The organism is uncultured Polaribacter sp., from assembly GCF_947497125.1.
GTDB lineage: Bacteria > Bacteroidota > Bacteroidia > Flavobacteriales > Flavobacteriaceae > Polaribacter.
In genome coordinates this window covers 715,222-739,463 of sequence record NZ_CANMFI010000001.1, presented here as the reverse complement: position 1 = coordinate 739,463, position 24,242 = coordinate 715,222, and the positions used below count along the sequence as shown (strand labels likewise).

The window sequence follows — 24,242 nt, the reverse complement described above, 5'->3', positions numbered from 1 at the left end:
TTTTATTAATTAGATTTTATTAATTTAACAGAAAACACATTATTAATTCTAGCAATATATATTCCTTTGGAAAGTCTATCAGAATCAATTTTTACAAACAAACTATTAGGTTTTATTTCTTTTACAACCTTACCAAGAATATTAATTATTTGAATACTTTTAATTATTGTCTTAGATTCTAAGGTCCAATTACTTGTTGTCGGATTTGGGAATATTCTAACGTTTTGTTTGTAAAAATCGTTAACTCTTAAAGTGCTAACTACATTGATTGTTCTAGACACAGTGTTTGCTTCATTATTACTAGTATCGCTAACATTGTAAGTTAGTGTATAAGTGCCTACTATATTTGTATTGACATTACCTGTTACTTGAATGCTATTTGTAATATCTCCGTCATAATTGTCTGTAGCAGTAGCACCAGCATCTGTGTAATTAGATCCTACTTCAATGGTTTCTGAATCGTTTCCAATTAGTGTAATCACAGGGATAGTAGTATCAATCACATTGATTGTTCTAGACACAGTGTTTGCTTGATTATTACTAGTATCGCTAACATTGTAAGTTAGTGTATAGGTGCCTACTATATTTGTATTGACATTACCTGTTACTTGAATGCTATTTGTAATATCTCCGTCATAATTGTCTGTAGCAGTAGCCCCAGTATCTGTATAATTAGAACCTACTTCAATGGTTTCTGAATCGTTTCCAATTAGTGTAATCACAGGGATAGTAGTATCAACCACATTGATTGTCCTAGATACAGTGTTTGCTTGATTATTACTAGCATCGCTAACATTGTAAGTTAGTGTATAGGTGCCTACTATATTTGTATTGACATTACCTGTTACTTGAATGCTGTTTGTAATATCTCCGTCATAATTATCGGTAGCTGTAGCACCAGCATCTGTGTAATTAGATCCTACTTCAATATTTTCTGTATTATTTCCTATAAGAGTAATTACAGGAATCGTAGTGTCTACAACACATGAAATAGACTCGTCTTTTGCATTTTGGGCTCTTATCCAATCTATTTCAAAATTTACATTGAGGTTGTCTGTTGGATCAATTCTAAAGCCTTTAATGATCTTATTTTTCCATTCTGTGTGTGTGGATAAATCTAATATAATTTCTTGCCAATTTCCATTTCCATTATAATTTGTACTAACAGATTTATTGGCAGTTATACCTTCTTCTTCATTAGCCCAAAATAATTGAAACTTTGTATGATCAATATTAGCTTTCATTCTTACTGTCAAACTTGTAACTTCTGTACCCGAAAAAGAAACAAAATTATTATTTGTTATTTTTGGGTCATTTGTATTACTAGTTCCTCTTAAAACTCCATTTACTTCTTCTAAATTATCAATAGAATTATCATTAAATCCGTTAAATATATCATCTCCATTAAATTCTAAAGCAAAGTCAGATGCAGAGTCAATATCTCTACACAATTCTTCCTCTTCTTTATTGTACAATCCGTCATTATCATTGTCTATTTGAGGGATACAAGAATTAGATACGTCGAAAGCGTTTTGTGCTCTAATCCAATCTATTTCAAAAGTAACATTATTGTTATTTGTAGGGTCTATTCTAAAACCTATAATTGTTTTATTCCCCCATTCAGAATGATTGCTTAAATCAAATACTATTTCTTGCCAAGCTCCATTTCCAGTGTAATTTTCAGAGATTGTTCTTGCTGCAGAAAAGTTATTATTATCAGTAGTTTCCCAAAATAATTGTAGTTTTGTTAATGCAATATTAGCCTTATATCTAAAAGTTAAACTAGTGACATTAGATCCATTAAAATTAACAAAACTGTTTTTTATTAATTTAGAATCTCCACCTGTTGAAGTAGCTTTTAAAATACCATTACTTTCTTCTATGTTTTCTAAAAACATTGGTGTGTAGTTATCAAAAATATTGTTGTCTTCATTAAATTCTAATGCAAAATCTGAAGCAGAACTAAAATTTCTACAGTTATCTATTTCGTCTTCATCTAATATACCATCTCCATCAGAATCTTGACTAACAAGAGTAGAAGAGTCGCTGTAAGTATCAGGAATATCTATACCTAACAAAATTTGATTAATAGTAACTTGATTTGAAGATGCTGTATTTATGTCTCCTAAATTACTCTCATGAAATCGCAATATTAGTTTTTTAACATTGGTGTATTTACTAAAATGATTGTTTTGACCAATTCTAACATTATTAGAATCGTTGTCGCTATAAGTACCAGCACTAAACTGATCACCATTTTCACTTTCAACAATAATTTCAACAGAAGGTCCTGTGTAATCTAAGCTTAATGTTTCAAAATACTCCCAAACCTGTCTAGATTGAAGTGTAATTATATAATCAGTATGCCCACTAATTCCGTTTCCATTATTTTCTACATTAAAATTAACTTTTCTATCATTGTAAGAAAATATAGGCATCGTAAGCTCATCTGAAGTATTTGCACTATCTCTAGTATCGTCATTGGTTTCAATAGATCCTAGGTCCATAGTTCTAACACTGTAGTCTATTAGAGTTACTTTATTAATTATATTACTTCGAATACTTGTGTCGGAACAATTTCCAGTATTACAAAGAAATGCATCTTTACTCTCAAAACGGTAGTTGTTTCCAAACTGCCTTTGAAATGTTTCTGATTGTATATTATTACTAATAAATTTAAAATAAACCGTATTGTCTTTAATAAAATATGCTTGGCTTGTACTTGCCTTTAAGAGACTCATACTTGTTACTCTATTTGCATTTCCTCCATAAGAAATACCTGGTATATTTGAATAAGCAACAATAACGTTCTCTGAATTTGTTTTTGTACCATTTAACTCAGATCTCATAAGAAATGGCAGTTTATGATACTGCATGTAATAGGTATAGTCTAAATCATTAGTAATTACAGGTGCATCAAAATATTGTTGCTGTGTTTGTGTGTTAAAAACCGCATATGAGGTTTTATTTGGATATTCTGCAATAAAATATCGGGGTGTAAAAGCCCCATTAACTTTATTAGTTTCATCAGTATCTACAAAATAATTATAAGTCTTATTTTCAGTTAACCAAGCTCCCCATTCAGGTTTTTCTATTGCATCTGTCATTTGCGTATTCGCTCCTTTTTCATACAAATTTTTTGTTCCTGGATTCGCCTTAATTAAAGGTCTAATATTTGCGCCTACAACCCCAGTTAGGCTACCATCTTCATCAATTAAGCCGCTTAAATACATATAGCTAAAAAATGAATTATAATCAAAATCAAATTTAGCATTCTCATCAACATCTGGCCCAAATGTGATACCCCTTGCAAAATGGTTGGTAGATTTTCTTGAAGCACCATTTATTTGAAAAGAATATGATTTTGCACCATTCTGATTAAATCCGTCAAAATGAGTATCAACGATTCCAGAAGGACCATCATAAATACTGTGCCCTCTAAATGCATTATGAAAATTATCTACAGGTCTTTCTGGGTAGGGTAATGATCTGCCTGCCTGATTTTCACTTGCTGATGAAGGGTTACCGATATTTGCAGATTTACCAACAATTAAAGAATTAAACAAAGTTTGATTGTATGAAAAGAAATCTGCTCTACCATTATCGCCAAAATCACAATCGTAAAAATTCATTGTATTTGCTCTAATCCAAACGTTTCTATCTACAGACTTATAGCCGTCAAATCTATGTATTTCAGGAATAAATTGTGAGCCATCTGAATTTTGAGGTCTATAATGACCATTAACTATTTCATCACTATCTCTATCAACACCACCATCAACACCCCAGCTAAAAAGGTTTGAGTGTGCTTTGTTATCATTAAATATCCCCATCGGTTGTATGCCCGGTCTATAATTTTGATCTGGGCCATCAAGAACCTTGTTTAATATTAAATGCCAAAAACCAGATCCGTCAGATCCAGCAGATACGTTTCCTATATAATCATTATTAGGGTTTGTAATCCAAAACGTTGCAGGAAAAGCTTCTGGGTGTGCCCCATTTTGAGCTCCAATTCCAAGATCATGAGGGGTAGTTTCTTCACCTTCAACAGGTCTTTTACAAACGACACCTAAATTGTTTTTAAACAAGTTGCCTGTTTCACTACCGTTTTCTAAAAAATAACCATGACCTATAAAATCATACCCAACATTACCCTCTACAACTGTATTATTTGTACCATGAACAGTAATAACTCTATTGTAAGATTTATGAATACCTGTATTTTTTATGTACTGTCCATCTGCATCACCTAATAAATGCCAATGCCAAGGATATTTTCCAATTTTAGATTTTTGTCCCATTCGGTACAATTCTATGTTTGATGCTTTAGAAACAGAGTTTGGCATTGACATGATATGCCCACCGTATCCGTTTAAGTCACTGTCAGAATCTCCTTGAATTTTTAAATTATGCGTTAATAAACCAACTTCTGCTCGTTCATCTAATATTTTATATTCAGTTCCGTTATTATATGTCTGTAATACTCCAAAATGCATGTAATTAAGTGGCTCTACAAAAGAGATTATTTTGCCGTTTATTTCAGTAATTGTTCTTTTTTCTGCTTGGTGAGGATCGAAATCTGTTGATGCTATAACAATTTCATCGCCAACATTCCAATTTATAGTTTCCTTTAAAGTAATAGAAGTTGCATCTTTCTCTGCAGTTTCATTTAGCTGAGTCCATGTCTTTCTTGAGGTGCCATGTAAGTCTAAAATACCACCATCCATTACTCCTATTAATTTAGACCCCATAATAGGGCTACTACTCATTAATATTTCATTAGAGTTAGTCCCTATTAAGGTAATTAATCCATTTCCTGTATAAGCATTTGTTTCACTACCAATTAACAATTTACCTCCAGAATGTATCATAATTCCTTTAGTTTCAATGCTGAAATCAGAGGTTAAATTTAGAGGCTTAAGAGTACCATCCACTCTTACAGATCTTGCTAATGAACCTTGTGATAAAGTGACCACAAATCCTGATGGTATTGTTACATCATCTTCTAAAGTTGGAACTTGGTTTGTATTCCAAGTAGCTGCATTGTTCCAACTACCATTAGAAATCGCTTGTATTGAAGCTATAGAGTTTGGAGCACAATAATATTTAAAAGTAATTAATTCTTTATCATTAGGAGGTTTTGTAAAAGATAACGCTCCGAAAACACTTAAAAGAAGTATAAAAATGGATGTTTTTTTGTTCATTTTTAAGTAAGCTGTTTTATAAAAATTATTGTATGTACAAAATTCGGAAAAAAAAGCTAAAAAAGCATCCTGTTCTTTCCTGTTGTAAAAAGCTGTCATATAACTATGTATATTATAGTTTAGCCATTTTTTTAAGGTAATTTAACAATGCTATTTTATATCTATTCTGAATTTCTTTAACTTCAGAATTATCATATAAATTTGTCCATTCTTTTGGATCTTCTTTTAAGTTGTAGAATTCACCAGTAATAATATCTTTTTCAGAGTAGTTTGCAGCGTTTTCTCTTCTATTTAGCACTAAAATAAGTTTGTAGTTTACTGTTCTCCACATAAAAGCAGCTTCACCATCTCTTTCGTGTAAAGCAGCAAAAGTAGCTTCGTTTCTTTTGTTTGATAACAGGCTTTCTCCTAACAAAGGTTTATCTTGTTTTATATTAGCAAAATCTAGTAAAGTTGGTAGTAAATCTGTATTTTCTGCAGATAAATTATCAATAGAATTCCTTTGTAGGTTTTTTGGTAAAGCTGTTCCTGCCAGTAACATTGGTACTCTTACACTAGCATCATATAAATTATATTTGTTAAATTTATAGAAACGTTCGCCTAGCATTTCTCCATGGTCAGAAGTGTAGACAATTAAGGTGTTTTCTAACAGTCCTTTCTCTTTTAAAGCTGCTAAAGTTCTGCCCATCATATCATCTATCCAAGTTACGTTTGCATAATATCGCATGGTCATTAATTGCCAATCTTCTTTAGAAGCTTTACTCCAATAAGTCCTATACATGTCTCTTCTATTCACACCTTCTGAGTGTGGCGAATTGTCTTTTTTCCAATTTGGCTGTTCGGCATATTTTATAGTGTCTGCATCATACAAGTCTTCATAGCCTTTTGGTACATTATGGCCTGCATGAGGTTTCATATACGATAAATACAAGAAAAGAGGCCTTTCATCGTTTCTTTTTTTAATATAATTTATTGCCTGTTTTGTAACCCAACCATCTCTATGTTCATCTTCTTCTAGTTTACTTGTAAAACCTAAATAGCCTAAATTATTTTCTTCGCCCGGTCCCATATCAGCAATTTCAGCATCATATTTTTTCTTTGCTTCAGGATTCATTTCTAACATGGTAATGCCGCCATCTTCTTTTATTTCTGATGTGTATCTTGTTTCAAAACCTCTAGTGTTCGTTTTATACTTACCCCAGTGTGTTTTTCCAAAACCTGCAGTTTCATAACCAGCTTCTTTAAAATATTCTGCCATTGTTTTTACAGGAACATTTTCATCTTTTATGCCATCACTATTTCTGTAGACCCCTGTTTGATTTGGATACAAACCTAACATCATAGAATTTCTACTTGGCACACACATTGGCGCTTGGCAAACTGCTTGACTGTAAAAAACACCATCCTTAGCTAAACTATCTAAAGTAGGTGTAATTACTTGTTTGTTTATTATTCCAAGTGCATCAAAACGATGCTGGTCGTCCATTAAAAAAATAATATTTGGTTTTTTTAATGGTTCTAATAATGTTGATTTCCCTTCTTTTTTACAAGAAAAAATGATTAATGTGATTAAAACTAAAAAGGTATTACTATTATTTTTCATTTTTTATTCTTTAAAATGATATTTAAATCGTCTATCAGGCGCAGTATCTCCATTCATAAAAAATGATGAAATATCTTTTAATTCTATAGAATTATCTGCCCATTTAAAATAAAAGTCTAGCTTGTCTTTTAAATTAAGGTGTTTTTTATTTATACAAAGTTCTAGCTCGTTGTTTTCTTTTTTGAAGTTCACTTTTCCTACATTAATCCAATTTGTTCCATTCCATTTTTTTAATGTAGAATTTTTTGAAGATAGAATTTCATGATTTACTATGTAATCATAACCTTCCCAGCCTGTATTTATATCTTTATCAATATCAATAAACAATAACATCCATTTGTCTCCTTTATAATTGGTTAGTTTATTTCTTGTTTTTACATAAAAGAAAACATCATTTTTATCTAAACCAACTTTTGATGAAATAATATCATTTCGACCAGTTTTGTTTGTGTAAATTGTAGTCGGGTCATATCCCGCAAAATCTCTGTGCATGGTATCTCCTGTTGGATCGTAAAATTCTGGTTGAACATTTGACCATTCTTCAAAATTTCCATCAACCTTAATTTTATTTTTTTGAGAAAATTTAACAGGCGCATTCATTCCTTTAAATTTTCGCATATTAGATACTAATTGATAATAATAATTATCAGTATGTCCACCTTTCATTGGTGCCATATCTCTATTAAATTCTTCTGTAAAAACATCTATAAAATAAGAATCACCGATATGAATCGGTCGACCAGCATAGCCTGGGTGTTTTAATTTACCATCCCAGATAAAACGTTGCGCTAACCATTCATTCCATTGAGTAACCATTACTATTTCTGGATTAACTTGTAAAGCTATATCCCATTGTTCTTGAAAATGTTGTCCCTGGCCTGTAGTTTCTGTTACGTGAAACTTATTAACTTTTGGTTGTTTTCCGTTAGCTCTGCTTGTGCCGTAAAGACCATGACTTACTTCTACAGGATGACCAGCAACTGACACTGGTATTTGTTCTGGTATTTCTTTGTTTTTACTCCAACCATAATCTTGTGGTGTAGTATCTATCCATTGCCAATGATTAGGGTTTTCTTTTGTTTTTGTCCAAGCCCAACTATATTTAATCGTAAAAAAACTTCGAGCTACATCAGAAAGGTTTTTATCTTTCGGATTTGCCATTATTAAAGGTTTCCCATCCCACATAAACCATTGGTCTTTGTACAATCCTTTTTTATAAAATTCGTTATAAATTTTAGTAACTGTTAGGCCGCTTTTAGAGTTTGTTGTAAAGGTTATATCTGGTGTAGGAATACCTTCTGAACGCATTTTTGCTCCCATTTTAAATAGTGCATGAACGGTTTCTGGATATATAAAATGATTAGTAACATCTAGGTAGATAAAATCTACTTTTGCATTGGTAAGCATTTGTAAATCTCTCCTTAAAACCCATGGGTCTTCTGCTCTGTAGTAACCTTGTTCAGGTTCTCCCCAGAAGTGAAATTTATCTTTTGGCCCCCATTTTCTCTTGCCTTTTGGGTCTTTTAAGATTTTTGTAATATCATATACTTTTTTACTATGATGGCCATGCCATACATAATAAAAAACGCCTACTTTTTTATTGTTTTTTAAAGTACCCGCAGTATCAAAAGTTACTACTTCTCTTCCTAAAGCATCAGTAGCAACCCAATTATCTGTATTATAATTTTGTAGTTCTATGGTCTTGTTTGATTCTTGTGCATAAAAAGAGTAAATACAACTTAAAGAAAAAATAAATACTATTTTTTTGAGAGATTTCATATTAAAAAAATCTAAGTTATTTGTAGTTTACTTTTAATCCTTTTGGAGCATCAATTTTAGTAACTACTTTTCCTTTTAAATTTTTGGTATGACTAATTTTTAAAACCCCAAATTTAGTAGGAAATGTTCCGTTTACAAATTCTAAATTACCTAAATGAGGCTCTATTGTAATGGTGTTTCCACCATCAGAAACATTTACACCTAAAACATATTGTGTTAACCAAGCAGTAGGTCCGCTTGCCCAACCATGGGCTAAACTATGTCTCAGGCCAACATAACAAAAGTCTCCAAAATCGCTATGAATATCACTTTTATTTGTGGCAGGAAGTTCATCAATTCTTCCGCTAATTTTTCCTTCGGAAATATTAAAGTCTTCCCAAAAGGTTGTGGCTCCTAAATCTAACATACCTCCCCAATATTCGCTAATAACATCTAGTGCGCCTTGATAGTCTTTTGCTTCTGCCATTGCTTCTAAGATGTAATACCCATAAAAGGTAGACATGTTTTCTACACCATTTTTCTTTAAAACTTCTACATTAATTTTCTTCGCTTTAGCAATATCCGCTAATACCATTAAAGAAGCCGCCTGTTTAGAGGTGTTACCTTCTGGAGTGTGTTTTTTTAGATTTTTAGAAATTTTTATATATTTTTTTGCCAATTCAGGTCTTTCTAAAGTCTTCATCATTTCAGCTCCTGCTTCAAAAGTCATAATCATCATTGCTTGTAAACCAGCATGAACTGCTTTTGGGTCTGTACTTGTTGGCCAATCTAAAAATCGTCCACCATTTAAAACTTCTTTATTATCTTTATCTATAAAAGTGCTTAACTGGTCTAACAAAGCAATCATATAGGCTTCTTGCTCTTTTAAGTATGCGAAGTCTCCATGATAATTGTACCAGTCTTTATGAATTAGCAACCACCACATAGAGTAAGAACTAATGGTATTCATCCATTGTGGAAGAGGGTGTTGATCTCTTGCTAAGTCTAAACTCTTTGGAACAATACTATTACTACCAAAAACAGAATTAATCGTCATTACTTCTGGATGCATGTCTCCAACCCAAACTAATCGGTCTCTTTTAATGCCATCCCAAAGATAGTTTTGCATATTTAAGTGCACAGTATAAGCACCTGTTAACCATATATCATTTAATCTTTTATTACTACTATCAAAAGAACCTATATATTCTAAATCTCTATAAACAAATGCAGCTTCTATAGATTTTATTGGTGCATTTTCGTTTGCGTCTAATACATCTATTCTAACAAAACGGAAACCTGTTTCTCCAATTTCTACAGAACCTAACCAAGGAACTTCTAAGGTAAAATCTCTTAAAGAGTGTTCGTTGGTAGCATTACTCTTTCCTCCAATATTAGACATCGCCTCAGAAACTGATTCTCCAAAACGAATTCTTAATCTTAAAGGTGTTTTAGAAGGTCTAATTCCCATAGATATTTTAATTCCACCATTAATTTCTTTTCCAAAATCCAACATTATTCCTGGTTTATGGTCTTTATTACTGATTAATCGAAATAAGTTTTCGTCGTTTACTGCAACTTGACCATTTCCTTTTTCTAATAATGTATTTTCATTTTTAATGTGATTACCAGAATCATCAGATTTCCAAACAATTCTTGTTGGTGTTAAATAGGTTTTAATCATTTCCGAATGACTAGCTCTTTTTTCGTCATTTGTATCAAAAACAGGAGGTAATTGAGCAAATATTACTGTTTTTGTAAAAAATAATATCAATAATACTAAATATAATTTGTTCATTTTTTATAAATTAAAATGTTTAATGATTAGATGGTTTTTACCAATGTAAATTTATTTTTTTTAGACATTTTTGCTATCCTGTGGCAACCTGTAGAACTATTTTGATCTGGTTTTAAAACGATATGCAAATGCACTTTCTCTAACAGGTTGAATAGGTGTTAGGTTACCGTTTTGATTTATTTTTACCCAATTGCTGTCCCAAGTAATATAATAATGCGTGTTGGGCTCTAATGTTGGGAAATCAGTAAAAATGATTTTTTTTTGCCCTTCAAATATAGAGTTTTCATTAAAATCTTTAGTCCATAATATTTTTGGATTTCCATATTTTTGTAATCTTATTTTTCTATTTTTAGTATTTTTAAAACTAATGACGTTTTTAAAAACAAAAGTTAATTTTTGATTGGTAGAAACGTTGTCTTCCATAAACTCTGGAGAAGAACTAACCATTATATTTTTAACTCTATTAAAACCAAAACCTCTTTTTATAGAGCCAGTAGGCATATTCCATTGTTTATTGTTTTCGAAACCGTGCTTTTGGGTATATTTTGTCCAAGAATTTAAAAGGTCTTTATATTTAAGGGGTGTTTATGTCTTATGTTTTTTATTTCTGTTGGGTCTTTTTTTAGGTTGTATAATTCAAAAGGACTGTCGTAAAAACTAACTAATTTCCAATCTCCTTTTATAAGACCCTTAGAGCGATAAAAAGTTGAAACAAAAAATTTTTCTTCTTCATACTTTTTATTTTCAATTAAGGGTAAAAAACTTTTCCCCATCAATTTTGTTTTTACTTCTTGAAGTTTTATACCTGCTATCTCTAAAAAGGTAGGATATAAATCCCATATTCGTATCATTTGTTTGTTAATGGAATTTTTTTTCAATTTTATTCCGTTTGGCCAATGTACAATCATTGGCGAACGAATTGCGCCTTCTTTACTACCGTGCTTATAAGAAGAAAAAGGAGTATTGCTTAAAGCTGCCCAGCCATAATTTGTGGTAAAGCCTGCGCCTCTATTTTCTTGGCTCCAAGGCACCGCTTTTCTATTTGTGTGTAGACCTGCATAACAACCGCCATTATCTGATATAAATATAATAATGGTGTTTTCTAATTCACTATCATTTGTATTCCCGTCTTGATTTGGGTCTTTTAAATACGCTGTAATTCGCCCAATGTTTTCATCCATATTATCAACCATACCAGCATAGGCACTTCTTGAAAGAGTTTCAAATTTTTTCTGAATTTCCCATTGATTATTAGAGGTTTCTGGTAATAATTTCCAATCAGGAATCTCTACACCCAATTCTGGTAGTTTAGTGTTTTTGTCAACAATACCAAGATTAATCATCCGTTCTAAGCGTTTTTCACGAAGATTATTCCATCCATTTTTGTAAACATTTATTCCGTTTTCTGGGTCATAAAACTTGCGAACATTTCTTTCAGGAGCATCTAATGGGCTATGTGGTGCGTTATAAGAAACCATACTAAAAAAAGGTTTGTTTCTTTTGATTGCTTCATCCATATATTTTATGGCATAATCAGTAAAATTTTTTGTTGCATAAAAATCTTCTGGCAATTGAGAGTTTGGAAAAATTTTACCATCATTTTGCCATTTTACATTTCCTTGACCAGTAAAACTATTAATTTGACCTCCCGTAAAGCCGTAAAAATGATCGAAGCCAAAATCATTTTTGATATCACCAATTTTAAGTTTATCCATTCCGTGATTTTTACCGACTAAATTCGTCGTGTATCCAGCTTTACGGAGTTGCAGAGCAATACTTTCTCCTTTCGGAAAATTGTTTTTGCCAGCAGCTTGAAACTCTAAACCTGCAATTATAGCAACTCTACTGGTTACACACATAGGTGAAACGTAAAATTTATTAAATTTCACTCCATTTTTTCCTAGTTCATCAATATTTGGAGTAGGGATTTCGCCGCCAAAAGAACTTACATCGCTAAAACCTAAATCATCTGCAACAATTAAAAGAATGTTTGGCTTTTTATTTTGAGAAAGCCCAATTTGTATCGCAAAAACAAATAAAAAAAGTAATTTTACAGAGTAGTTCATTATTGAATCTTTTTAGTCATTCAAAAATTGTATTAATTTCTATTGAAAACATCCTGCTCTAACCTGTTAGTGCAGGATGCCGATTGGTTTTTTTTAGAGTAGTTTTATAAAAAAAAAATAAAAACTTATATTTTATGAAATCACACGTTTATGTATTGTTATTTTTCGGATTTCTTTTTTTTAATTGCAGTCTTCCTAAGGAAGTTAAGTTAAAAAAAAACAATAATAAAAAACCTTTAAACGTAGTTTTAATTTTGATGGATGATCAAGGTTATGATACTTCTATAGACGGTATGAAGGGTATTAAGACTCCAAATTTTGATAGTTTTTCAAAACAAGGAGTTCGTTTTACAAATGCTTATGCTTCTGTGCCTTCTTGTTCGCCTAGTAGAAGCTCTATAAATACGGGTATGTTTCCTCATGCAAACGGGCATTGGAGAAATACAATAACACCAAGTTTAAGTGATAACGATGAAGCTTTTAGTAGAGAGGCAAAAAGGGTTGATAAAGTTGGTGTGCATGAGTACATAAATACATTACCAGAGATTTTACAAGAAAATGGTTTTTTTACGGCAATTACTCAAAAATTTCATATGAGTCCGCCTTGGAAATTTCCATATTCTGATAGAAATTCTGTGCACAACGATCCGGAAAAGTATAAGAAAGTTATAGCTGAGTTTATTGATGCTTCTGGGGATAAGCCATTCTTTTTTCAGGCAAATATTTCGCCTCCTCATCGAAATTTTGACGCACACATGAAAAAGTTTCCAGAATACATGCCTGATGTAAATAATATTGTAGTGCCAGATTATTTGCCAGACACTCCTCTAATGAGAGAAGATTTAAGTAAGTATTATGGTTGTGTGCAGCTAGCAGATGCTTGTGCGGGAGCAATTATAGAAACATTAAAAAGAAAAGGAGAGTTTGAAAATACCTTAATTATTTTTACTTCAGACCAGGGGCAGCCATATCATAGAGCAAAAGCATCTGCATACGCAGAAGGCTTGCATGTGCCTTATGCCGTTGTTGGTCCAAATATTTCTAAGAGTCAAGTCTCAAAAGCCTTGATTTCTCATGTAGATATTATGCCAACAATCTTAAGCTTTTTAAGTTTACCAATACCAGAAACTGTTCAAGGGAAGTCTATTTTACCAATAATAACAGGTAAACAAGATACTGTAACAGATAGGAAATACATTTTTGCAGAGCACAATTCTCATGGCCCTGATAAAAGAGAGCACTACCCAAGTAGAGTTGTGTTTGATGGGCGATTTTACTTAATTAGAAACTTAATGCCTAACAAATCCTATTTATTACCTGCAGATTTAAGAGAGTACAAAGGTTGGAGTAATAGGAGTTATGAAGCAACTGTGAAAGCAAAAGAAACACACCCAATGCAATACAATCTTTTAAAAACTCTTGAAAAAGGAAGGCCGGGTGTTGAATTATATGACATGCAAAATGATCAATCTCAATTAAAAAATTTAGCCAATAACCCAGCTTATAAAGCAAAAAAAATAGAATTAAGAACAGCTTTAAATAAATGGAGAAAAGAAACAGGTGATATTGAAAATAATCCTGTTAAAATTAAAACTAGATTACCGTTAAAGAGTTGATAAATTAGTTTGAATTTTTTATTATTTATGTTATAATTTTTAGGTCATAAAGAACATAAATAACTGATAGTACAGGATAGTTCTTGTAAATTATTAAAATAAAATTGCATAACTAAAAAATATATATTATGAAAAAATTACTTTTTACTTTTTATTTACTTTCCATAGGAATGCAAGTTTTAAATGGTCAAACAATTAAAGGTTGGGAGTTTGATTCTACTGACGAAGGTTGGAATAAAAACCCCCAAAAATGCACAACTGTATGGAATCCAGAAGGTTATTTAGATGTTACAACAATAGGAGAAGTTGATCCTTACTTTTTTAACATTACTCCTGTTGAGATGAATACTGCAAATGTTAACTTTTTAGAGTTAGGTATAAAAAACGGAACACCAAATGCTGGTGGAACTATTATACTAATAAGAACAAATGATACAAACATTACCATTCCGTTTACTTCTACAGCAAATAGTTCTGCTTTTGAAACCTTAGTTGTAGATCTATCAACAGTTACAAATTACACAAATAATTTACAGATAGATGATGTTAGAATAGATCCTAACAACGGCGGTGCTGAAGGTACTATTTCTTTTGATTTCATAAGATTTTTAGAAGCTCCTACAAATCCAATATTAGCAACTTCTATTTCAGTTGATGGGCCAACCACAATAAATACAAATGGGATAGCTAGATTTACATCAACAATTACCCCAAGTAATTCGACCTTTAATGAAGTGGAATATACTGTTGATGACGATAATATTGCTAGAATTAATGCTTCGGGTCTTTTAGTGCCAAAAACAACGGGTACAGTTACAGTAACAGCAACAACTACAGATGGTTCTAATGTAAGTGATTCTACACAGTTGACAATAACCCAAGGAGCAAATACTATTTATAGTTGGGAGTTTGATACAGATGATGAAGACTGGAATAGAACTCTTACAAGATGTTCTGCAACATGGAACTCTGGGTATTTAGAAGTTACTACAAATGGTGAGAATGACCCATTTTTTTACAGAAATCCAAAAGTTGAGTTTAATGCCAGTAATTTTAATTTTATAGAGTTAAGAGTAAAAAATGGAACTGCAGATACTACTGGTGGAGTGTTTTTATTTACGAGTGTTGGTACTATTAATGTGCCAGTACCAATGACTGCTAATAGTGCCGATTTTGAAACTATCGTAATCGATTTATCAACTGTTAATAAATTTGCAAACAACTTAACTATTACAGATGTTAGGCTAGATCCTAATAATAGTGGTGCTGCAGGTATTGTTTCTTATGATTATGTGAAATTACTTGGCGCTCCTACAAACACTGTATTAGCAACATCTGTTTCAATTGTTGGTCCAACAACAATAACAACCAATGAAATAGCGCAAATAGAAGCAACTATTTTACCAAGTGATGCTAGTTATAAAACGTTAAGTTATTCAGTAGATGATACAAATATTGCAACAATAAACTCAGACGGAGTTTTAGTTCCTAAAATAGCTGGTACTGTTAAAGTAACTGCAACAAGTATAGATGGTAGTGATGTTAGTGATTCAACAACAATAACAATAACACAAGCACCAAATACTATTCTTGCATTTGAATTTGGTAACGATGTAGATGGCTGGAATAAGGATCTAAAAAATTGTACAACTGCATGGAATAGCGATGGTTATTTAGAAGTTACTACTACAGGTGGAGCTGATCCTAATGTTAGAAATACAACGGCACAAACTTTTAGTGCTGCTGGTGCTAGATTTTTAACAGTAAGAGTGAAAAATGAAACTGCTAGTGATAATGGAACCATTATATTTTTTATTGAAGGTGGAGGAACCAGAGCAGCACAGTTTAACATGACTCCAAATAGTACAGAATTTGAAACTATTGTTGTTAATTTACCTGCAACCGTGCCAAACTGGTCAGTTACTAATAACTTTACAGATATTAGACTTGACCCAAATGCAGATGGATCTGAAGGGGTTGTTTCTTTTGATTACATTAGATTTACAAAGCAAGATAGTACTGCTTCAGTAGAAAATCAACTTTCTTTAGATGCGGCTTATATGTATCCTAATCCAGTTAGTCAAGGAGAAAAGGTGTTTGTAAATTTAGAAAGGTTTACAAATACTGATAAGATTAATATTTCTGTAATTGATATTACAGGAAAACAAATTTACTCTAAGGAAGTTTTAGGAGGTGTTTCTCAGGGAATTTCTACAAATAATTTAAATGCAGGTATTTATATTGTTAGTGTAAAAAATAAAAACAGCTTTAAAAGTTTTAAAATTATAATTAATTAAAAAATAAACGATTCATATTTAATTTATTTTTAAAAAGTAAAAAAAGAGTGCTTCATTTAAAGCGCTCTTTTTTATTGCTTTAAAATTTAAATTATATTTTTTTTATTTTGAATCAAAAAAAATGATAGTACAGGATAGCAAATTTAATAGTTCTAGCTATTATTGCTACTTAGCGCTTAAAACTAAATAACAATTTTTAAATAATTAAACGATGAATGTAGTACTAAAGAAAAAAAGAGATCTATTGCTTTTATTATTGTTGGTAACCTTTAGTGTTTTTGGTACTGAATATAATAACATATCACCTTTAGAGATTCATCAATTAAGAACAGAGTATTTAGAGAATCCAGAAGGGATCGATGTAAAGTCGCCAAGGTTCAGCTGGGTTTTAAAAGGGGATGGATTTGATAGATATCAATCAGCATATCAAATAGTAGTAGGTAATCATAAATCTTTTTCAAGTACAGAGACAATTTGGGATAGTGGTAAAATTAATTCTAATGCTACAAATCAAATAGAATATGTTGGACAAGAATTGGTTTCAGGAAAAAAATACTTTTGGAAGGTAACCGTTTGGGATGAAAATGATATTTCATCTACAAGTAAAATTGCCTCATGGTCTATGGGTAATTTAGATTTTATAGATTGGAAGGCTCAGTATATCGGTCATAATGTAGGATATAATAAAAAAGATAAATATAACGAGCTGTATTTACCACCTGCAAGATACTTGCGTTATTCTTTTAAAATAAATAAAAAGATAAAAAGAGCAACAGCTTATGCAACAGCTTTAGGGTTGTATGAGTTACGTTTGAACGGTAATAAGGTTGGTAACGATTATCTTTTACCTGGCTGGACAGATTATAACAAGCGTTTGTATTATCAAACTTTTGATATTACCGATCAATTGCAAGAAGGAGAAAATGTTGTAGGTGCAATTTTAGCTGATGGTTGGTATGCAGGTTATGTTGGTTATGCCCTTTTAGTGCGTTTAGACAAAGTTAGAGAGTTTTATGGAGTAAACCCTTCTTTTATGGGGCAAATAAAAATTGAATATGAAGATGGTACATCAGAAATTATTGCTTCTAATGAAAAAACTTGGAAAGCAAACCAAGGCCCAATTTTAGAGGCAGATATTATTATGGGCGAAACATATGATGCCCGTTTAGAGCATAAAAATTGGGATAAAGCAGGTTTTGATGATCGCAATTGGAGTAAACCAAAGCGTTACACTTTACCAAATGGTAAGCTAATGGCATCACCAACAACTGCAGTAAAAAACCAAGAAACAATTACGCCTATTAATATTACAGAGCCCCAAAAAGGGACCTATATTTTTGATTTAGGAAAAAACATTGCGGGGGTTGTAAAATTAAAAACTAAAGGAAAATCAGGAACAAAAATTACCCTACGTTTTGGCGAAATTCTTAAAAATGATGGAACACTTTTAACAGAAAATCTAAGAAGGGCTAGAGCTACAGATACCTATATTTTAAATGGAAAAGGAGAAGAAGTTTGGGAACCTCGTTTTACATATCATGGTTTTCAGTTTGTAGAGGTTACAGGTTTAACAGAAGAACCAAGTCTAGAAACCATTACAGGTATTCAATTAAGCTCTATAAATACAAATGGTAGTAATTTTAGTTCATCTAACCCAATGAACAATAAATTATTTGATAATATAAAAACCACTCAAGCAGCTAATTTTTTAGATGTTCCTACAGATTGTCCTCAAAGAGACGAGCGTTTAGGTTGGACAGGAGATGCACAAGTTTTTGCAAAGTCTGCCACCTATAATTCAGATGTTGCTTCATTTTTTACAAAATTTGCAATAGATTTAGATGATGCACAACGCTGGTATGGCGCATATCCTAACTTTGCACCATTTCCTTTTTCTAGACCTGGTCAGTATTCGCCAGCTTGGATGGAAGCAGGTATTATTATACCATACACAATGATGAAAGTCTATAATGACACAAGAATTGTAGCTTATATGTATGATGGAATGCAAAAATTTATGGATTTTCAAGAAAAAGCGAGTATTAACTATTTACGACCTGGTGAAGGAAAAAATTGGGGAGACTGGCTTTCTGTTAATGAAAAAACAAGTAATGATTTTATTGCTTCGGCTTATTATGGATATGCAGCTAAATTAATGTCAGAAATGGCAAATGAATTAGGAAAAACAAAAGATTATGAAAAGTATGCGATAGACTTTAAAAATATACAAGTACAGTTCGCTGCTAAATATATTACTTCTGATGGTAAAACTACAGAAGATTCTATGACCAGTTATGCTTTAGCGTTGTATTTTAACTTGTATCCGGAAGATTTAGCACAAAAAGGAGCAAACCGATTGGTAGAAAAAATTAAAAATAATGGGTATAAATTTGCTACAGGTTTTTTAGGAACAAAACATGTAATGTTAGCCCTGTCAAAATATGGTTTTCACGACGTTTCATACAAGTTATTTCAGCAGAAAGCATATCCAAGTTGGGGTTTTTCTATAGAAAACGGCAGTACATCTATTTGGGAACGTTGGGACAGTTTTACAAAGGATAATTCTAAAAATGCTAACTTAAATGCAGCCATGAATTCTTTTAGTCATTATGCATTTGGTTCTGTAGCAGAGTGGATGTTTCAATATGCAGCTGGTATTGATACTCAAACAAATGGTTATAGAAACATAATCATAAAACCTGCTATTTTAGATGAAATGAAATTTATTAATGGAAGTACAAAAACCATTAATGGAAAAATAACATCAAATTGGAGAATTAAAAGGAATCATTTTAATATGATAGTAGAAATACCAATTAATACAACTGCCAATATTCATATTCCAACAGAAGAATTTAATAAAATTAAAATAAACGAGCAATTTTTGGCGAATAAGAAAAGAATAACAATTATTTCTAAGACAAGTTATGAGACTGTTATTAAAGTTGGTTCTGGTAAGTATAATATTAATGCTCCTTTAAAAAAATAAATAATAACAACAATTACCTGCAAGAGCAGGATGCCAAAAATTATATTTGTATTTAATATTGGTGTAATCTATAAACCAACAATAGTTTAATTATGAAAAATAAGAATAATTATTATTTTAATGGTATTTTAAAACGAACAATGTTTTTTGTTTTTTTTAGTATTTCATTACTATTCCAAGCTCAAACAATAACAATAACAGGTAAAATTACATCTGTAGAGGGAGATGTTTTACCAGGAGCTTTTGTTTTACAAAAAGGAACCAAGAACGGGACGTCAACAGATTTTGATGGAAATTACGAATTAAAACTACTTGATAATCAAAGTAAAGTTTTAATATTTTCATATTTAGGATATAAAAATATAGAAAAGTCAATTGGTTCTACAACAACTTTAAATGCAAAATTAACACAAGAATCTGAGACTCTTGAAGAGATCGTTATTGTTGGTTATGGCGAAAAAAAGAGAAAAGATGTTACAGGAGCTGTTAGTTCTATTAAAGCAAAAGATTTAGAAGATCAAGTATATACAAATATTAGTGAAACATTACAGGGACAAGCTTCTGGGGTTTTAGTGAGTTCTGATTCTGGTGAGCCAGGGGCAGGAATTTCTATACAAATTAGAGGTATAAATAGTCTTACAGGTAGTACTCAGCCACTATATGTTTTAAATGGTATACCCCTAGAAGACAATATACAAGCGCAAGGAGATCAATATTTTACCAATACAAATCCGTTAGCTTCTTTAAATCCTGATGATATACAAAGTATAGAAGTGTTAAAAGATGCCTCTGCAACTGCAATTTATGGGGCAAGAGCAGGAAATGGTGTGGTATTGATTACAACTAAAGAAGCAAAAATAGGTAATGTTAAAATTACTGCTAATTTAAGAGCTTCAATTTCAGATGTCGGAGTTCCTTATAGTTTAATGGTAGGAGGACAATATGCACAATTTAGAAATGATATTGTAACATTACAAAATCCACAAACTTCATTTGAAGAATTATTAGCAGATAATAGACTTCCTTTTGACGGACTTAATGATAGAAGACCACTTCCTGAAAATGCAATAGATGGTACTAATTTTATGGATGCCATTTTTAGACAATCTCTTATTACCAATGCAAATGTGACTGTATCTGGAGGTAATGAAAATCTATCACAATTACTATCATTAAATTATAATGAGAATGAAGGAAATATCTTAAACTCTAAATTTCAAAGAGTAAATTTAAGGTATAATTCTAAATTAAAAATCGGAGATAAATTTAAATTAAACTCTAACATACAGTTAAATTATTCTAGAAATCAAAGAGTACAAACAAGTGCAAGAACCGGTTTGTCTGGTGTTGTATTTAGTGCAATGAGGATAAACCCTTTTATCCCTTTATTAGATTCAGATACTGGAGATTATAACCAAATAGGAGTAAATGATGAAATTATTACAAACCCTGCAATTGAGGCAACACAATCAGATAATGTACAAAAAACCAAAAGAGTAATTTTCTCTTCAACTGGTGTTTATTCTTTTACACCAGAATTAAAATGGACAAATAGAATTGGATACAATGCAGGTTTAAATACAAACCAAGTTTTTAATAATAAAAAAACAGTAGTAGGAGCTAATTTTAATGGAAGATTATTTTTAGCTGAGGCAGAAACCAATAGATTTACTGCAGAATCTTTTTTAAATTTCAATAAGAGAGTTAATAAGCATAAAATAAATGCAACTGTTGGAGCAAGTTATACAGATATAAATGCTTACAGAAAGTCAGAATTATATACAGATTTTACTTTTGATGATTTGGGTATAGACGCGATTCAATTGGCAAGTACAGCACAAAATTTTAATTCTGTAAGAACTAATAATTACATCAAATCTCTATTGTACCGATTAAACTATACTTTTGATGATAAATATACTTTAACAACAACAGGAAGATATGATGGAGATTCTAAATTTAGTGCAGGAGAACCTTGGGGATTTTTTCCATCAGCCGCTCTTTCTTGGGACATGCATAAAGAAAAGTTTATTAGAGATATTAGAGACATTTCATTATTAAAATTTAGAGTTTCTTATGGACAAGTTGGTAGTTCTAGAGGTGTTGGGCCATACTCGACTTTAGATCTTTATAATATAGGTAATATTGGTTTAACAGATAATAATTTATATACAGCTACTTTTCCTGCAAGGATTGCAAATCAAAATTTAACATGGGAAACAAGTACAACACTTAATTTAGGTTTAAACGCAAACTTTTTTAGGAATAGGCTTAGAACAAGTGTAGATGTTTATGAAAAAATCACAAATAATCTTTTAAATAATTTGCCAATTCCTTTGCAAACAGGTTTTTCAAGAATACCTATTAATGATGGAGAAATAAATAATAAAGGAATAGAAGTAGATATTGCTTACGATGTTTTTAAAAAAGAAAATTTTTCTTGGACAAGTAAGTTAAATTGGACAAGGAATGTAACAAGACTTGTAAGTTATGGAACTAATGAATTTGTTGATGGTCCAGGTATTGCTGCAAATTTCTTTCAAATAAATGCAACAAGAACATATCCTGGTGAAGAATTAGGTTTGTTTTTTGGTTATAAAGTTACAGGTTTAATTCAACCTAGTGATTTGGTAGATTACGCAGGAGGTAATTTCAATATTAAAACAGAAGATGTAGATGATGGTTCTGGGAATATTACACAACAACAAATTTTTGCATCAACAGTTAGAAATAACCCTACGACTGGAAGTCCTGTTGCGAATTCTCCTGGTCTTTGGAAGTTTGAAGATATCAATGGAGATGGTATTATTAACCAAGAAGATAGGCAAACTATTGGAAATCCAAATCCAGATTTTTTCTTTGGTTGGAATAATCAATTTAGAATAGGAGAATTTAATATTTCTATGTTTATACAAGGTTCTGTTGGAAATGATATTTTAAACTTAAATAAAGCCTTTATAGGTTCTGGATGGCAAGGTGCAAATGGCACACAAGATTATTACAATAATAGATGGACAGTTAACAATCAACACAATGATGTAAGATACCCAAGTTTTAACGGGCCATCAGGTGTTACTGTACCAAATTCAGTATTTATAGAAGATGGTTCATATGTAAGATTAAAAAACTTAAGTGTGCGTTATAATTTTAAAGATATCAAATTCTTTTCTAATGTAGGTGTAGTATTAACAGGTACTAATTTAGTTACAATAACAAATTACACCGGTCCAGACCCAGAAGTTAGTACCAATGGGAATGGTGCCTTAAATAGAGGTATTGATTATTCTGCATACCCAAGACCTAAGTTATTTTCACTTGGGTTAAACTTAACATTTTAGATTTAAAAATATAGATTATGAAATTAAAACAACTATTAATTCTCGGAATAATATTTACAGGGTTATTTTCTTGTAATACAACTCTAGAAGAGGATGTATTCTCTTCATATACAGCTTCAAATTTTTTTAAAAATGAAGAGCAGCTTCAAGCTCAAAATATAGGGATTTACGAATCTTTTAATCATGTTGTTTGGGAACAAGATATGTATATGTTGGTTAGTATGACAGGTAGGTTTGCTACAAGTTTTCAGCTAGGTTTTTCTTATCATGCAGCTTATCAAACTTTAGACGAACAACCTTTTAGATATGATAGAGTGTGGAGAGTTGGTTTTGAGGCCATTGCTAGAGCTAATACTGTAATAAAATACTTGCCTCTATCAAGTTTTTACTCAGAAAACACAGATATTGCTAATCAATATATTGCAGAAGCAAGATGGATGAGAGCTTACACTTATTTTCAATTAACTCAATTATTTGGGGATTTACCAATTTATTCTGAACCTGTAGAAAATTCAGATCCAGAAATATTGTTTAAATCTAGAAGTTCTGTACAAGAAGTTTACAATCTAATTATAGCAGATTTAGAATTTGCTAAAGATAATCTACCTATTTCTTGGTCTAAATCAGGTAAGGGAAGAGTAACTAAAGCGGGAGGAGCTTTTTTATTAGGTAAAGTATACCTAACTTCTGCGGGTTTTCCATTACAAATTACAGATAATTATCAAAAAGCAATTGATGTTTTAAAACCTTTAGCAGACAATGGTACTGATTATGATGTGCAATTATTAAATGATTGGAAAAATGTATTTAGTATTAATAATGAAGGTAATAAAGAAATCATTTTTGCGCATGGTAACATTTATGAAAATCTAAAAGGTGGAGTTTTACCTTTTTGGACAAATCCACAATTTAGTCCTTTTGGAGGAATTCAATCTAGAAATGGAAGTGGTTATCAAATAGCTTGGCATCCAACATTACTTGATTTATATGATGCAACAGATGATAGGCTTACAGATGGTTTTACTTACACTTATAAACAGATTAATAATAATGTAACCAGAACATTTAGAAGAAATCCATTAAATGTACCTCCTGGTTTTTATGGAGGAAGAAACGGTATTTCTATGACAAAATATCAAGACCCAGGTGCTACAGGTAATGTTATTCATTCTAAAGACCACATAGTTTACAGATATGTTGATGCTTTTTTAATGTTAGCTGAGGCATATAATGAAAATGGTGAACCAGATAAAGCTTTACCTTACCTAAAAATTGCAAGAGATAGAGTTAATGCGAGTGTCATAACTACTACAGATCAAAATTCTTTAAGAACAGTACTTAGAAACGAAAGAATAAGAGAATTATATGGAGAAATGGGAGAGTTATTTGATGTAAGAAGATGGAATATTGCAGAAGAAGAGTATAATAACCACCTATTAAGAATATGGAGAAATCCAGGACAAGGATGGGAAGAGAAATTTAAATTAAGCCCTCTTCCTTTAGTAGAATTAGCAAAAAACCCAAATTTAACTCAAAATCCGGGTTGGTAACAAATAGTGAAAAAGAATTAATA

The 24,242-nt window shown here is 31.3% G+C and carries 11 protein-coding genes; 5 read left to right on the top strand and 6 right to left on the bottom strand.

Features of this window, described 5'->3' with window-relative positions; translation table 11 throughout:
- Positions 1–5 precede the first annotated feature (5 nt).
- From Q0678_RS03160 to Q0678_RS03135, 6 genes are all read right to left on the bottom strand, one after another.
- Positions 6–5,204 (bottom strand): immunoglobulin-like domain-containing protein, encoded by a 5,199-nt coding sequence (locus Q0678_RS03160; RefSeq protein WP_299053722.1) that lies wholly within the window; start codon positions 5,202–5,204, stop codon positions 6–8.
- Positions 5,205–5,316: 112 nt separating this feature from the next.
- Complete coding sequence (locus Q0678_RS03155; protein ID WP_299053719.1) at positions 5,317–6,807, bottom strand: sulfatase-like hydrolase/transferase; 1,491 nt, start codon at positions 6,805–6,807, stop codon at positions 5,317–5,319.
- A gap of 3 nt (positions 6,808–6,810) precedes the next feature.
- Complete coding sequence (locus Q0678_RS03150) at positions 6,811–8,586, bottom strand: hypothetical protein (RefSeq protein WP_299053718.1); 1,776 nt, start codon at positions 8,584–8,586, stop codon at positions 6,811–6,813.
- Between the two features lie 16 nt (positions 8,587–8,602).
- Positions 8,603–10,363 (bottom strand): hypothetical protein, encoded by a 1,761-nt coding sequence (locus Q0678_RS03145; protein WP_299053715.1) that lies wholly within the window; start codon positions 10,361–10,363, stop codon positions 8,603–8,605.
- A gap of 96 nt (positions 10,364–10,459) precedes the next feature.
- Positions 10,460–10,864, bottom strand: a complete 405-nt coding sequence (locus Q0678_RS03140; protein WP_299053712.1) for an Ig-like domain-containing protein — start codon at positions 10,862–10,864, stop codon at positions 10,460–10,462.
- 56 nt (positions 10,865–10,920) lie between these two features.
- A complete protein-coding gene (locus tag Q0678_RS03135; RefSeq protein WP_299053709.1) occupies positions 10,921–12,429 on the bottom strand; it encodes a sulfatase-like hydrolase/transferase in 1,509 nt (502 codons plus the stop codon).
- 134 nt (positions 12,430–12,563) lie between these two features.
- Here Q0678_RS03135 and Q0678_RS03130 point away from each other — a divergent pair, with 134 nt between their 5' ends.
- From Q0678_RS03130 to Q0678_RS03110, 5 genes are all read left to right on the top strand, one after another.
- Positions 12,564–14,045, top strand: coding sequence for a sulfatase (locus tag Q0678_RS03130; RefSeq protein ID WP_299053706.1), 1,482 nt, complete (start codon positions 12,564–12,566; stop codon positions 14,043–14,045).
- Positions 14,046–14,173: 128 nt separating this feature from the next.
- Entirely contained in the window at positions 14,174–16,342 is a 2,169-nt protein-coding gene (locus Q0678_RS03125; protein WP_299053704.1) for an Ig-like domain-containing protein, read from the top strand.
- Between the two features lie 211 nt (positions 16,343–16,553).
- Complete coding sequence (locus Q0678_RS03120; protein WP_299053701.1) at positions 16,554–19,331, top strand: alpha-L-rhamnosidase; 2,778 nt, start codon at positions 16,554–16,556, stop codon at positions 19,329–19,331.
- Between the two features lie 92 nt (positions 19,332–19,423).
- Positions 19,424–22,669, top strand: a complete 3,246-nt coding sequence (locus Q0678_RS03115) for a TonB-dependent receptor (protein WP_299053699.1) — start codon at positions 19,424–19,426, stop codon at positions 22,667–22,669.
- A 17-nt stretch (positions 22,670–22,686) separates the two neighbouring features.
- Complete coding sequence (locus Q0678_RS03110; protein WP_299053697.1) at positions 22,687–24,219, top strand: RagB/SusD family nutrient uptake outer membrane protein; 1,533 nt, start codon at positions 22,687–22,689, stop codon at positions 24,217–24,219.
- Positions 24,220–24,242: the final 23 nt, after the last annotated feature.

Excerpts from the sequence above, each read along its gene's own strand:
- Q0678_RS03130 (WP_299053706.1), top strand. The coding sequence starts at position 12,564 with ATGAAATCACACGTTTATGTATTGTTATTTTTCGGATTTCTTTTTTTT.
- Q0678_RS03150 (WP_299053718.1), bottom strand. The coding sequence starts at position 8,586 with ATGAAATCTCTCAAAAAAATAGTATTTATTTTTTCTTTAAGTTGTATT.
- Q0678_RS03110 (WP_299053697.1), top strand. The coding sequence starts at position 22,687 with ATGAAATTAAAACAACTATTAATTCTCGGAATAATATTTACAGGGTTA.
- Q0678_RS03120 (WP_299053701.1), top strand. The coding sequence starts at position 16,554 with ATGAATGTAGTACTAAAGAAAAAAAGAGATCTATTGCTTTTATTATTG.
- Q0678_RS03115 (WP_299053699.1), top strand. The coding sequence starts at position 19,424 with ATGAAAAATAAGAATAATTATTATTTTAATGGTATTTTAAAACGAACA.
- Q0678_RS03140 (WP_299053712.1), bottom strand. The coding sequence starts at position 10,864 with ATGCCTACTGGCTCTATAAAAAGAGGTTTTGGTTTTAATAGAGTTAAA.
- Q0678_RS03125 (WP_299053704.1), top strand. The coding sequence starts at position 14,174 with ATGAAAAAATTACTTTTTACTTTTTATTTACTTTCCATAGGAATGCAA.
- Q0678_RS03135 (WP_299053709.1), bottom strand. The coding sequence starts at position 12,429 with ATGAACTACTCTGTAAAATTACTTTTTTTATTTGTTTTTGCGATACAA.
- Q0678_RS03145 (WP_299053715.1), bottom strand. The coding sequence starts at position 10,363 with ATGAACAAATTATATTTAGTATTATTGATATTATTTTTTACAAAAACA.
- Q0678_RS03160 (WP_299053722.1), bottom strand. The coding sequence starts at position 5,204 with ATGAACAAAAAAACATCCATTTTTATACTTCTTTTAAGTGTTTTCGGA.
- Q0678_RS03155 (WP_299053719.1), bottom strand. The coding sequence starts at position 6,807 with ATGAAAAATAATAGTAATACCTTTTTAGTTTTAATCACATTAATCATT.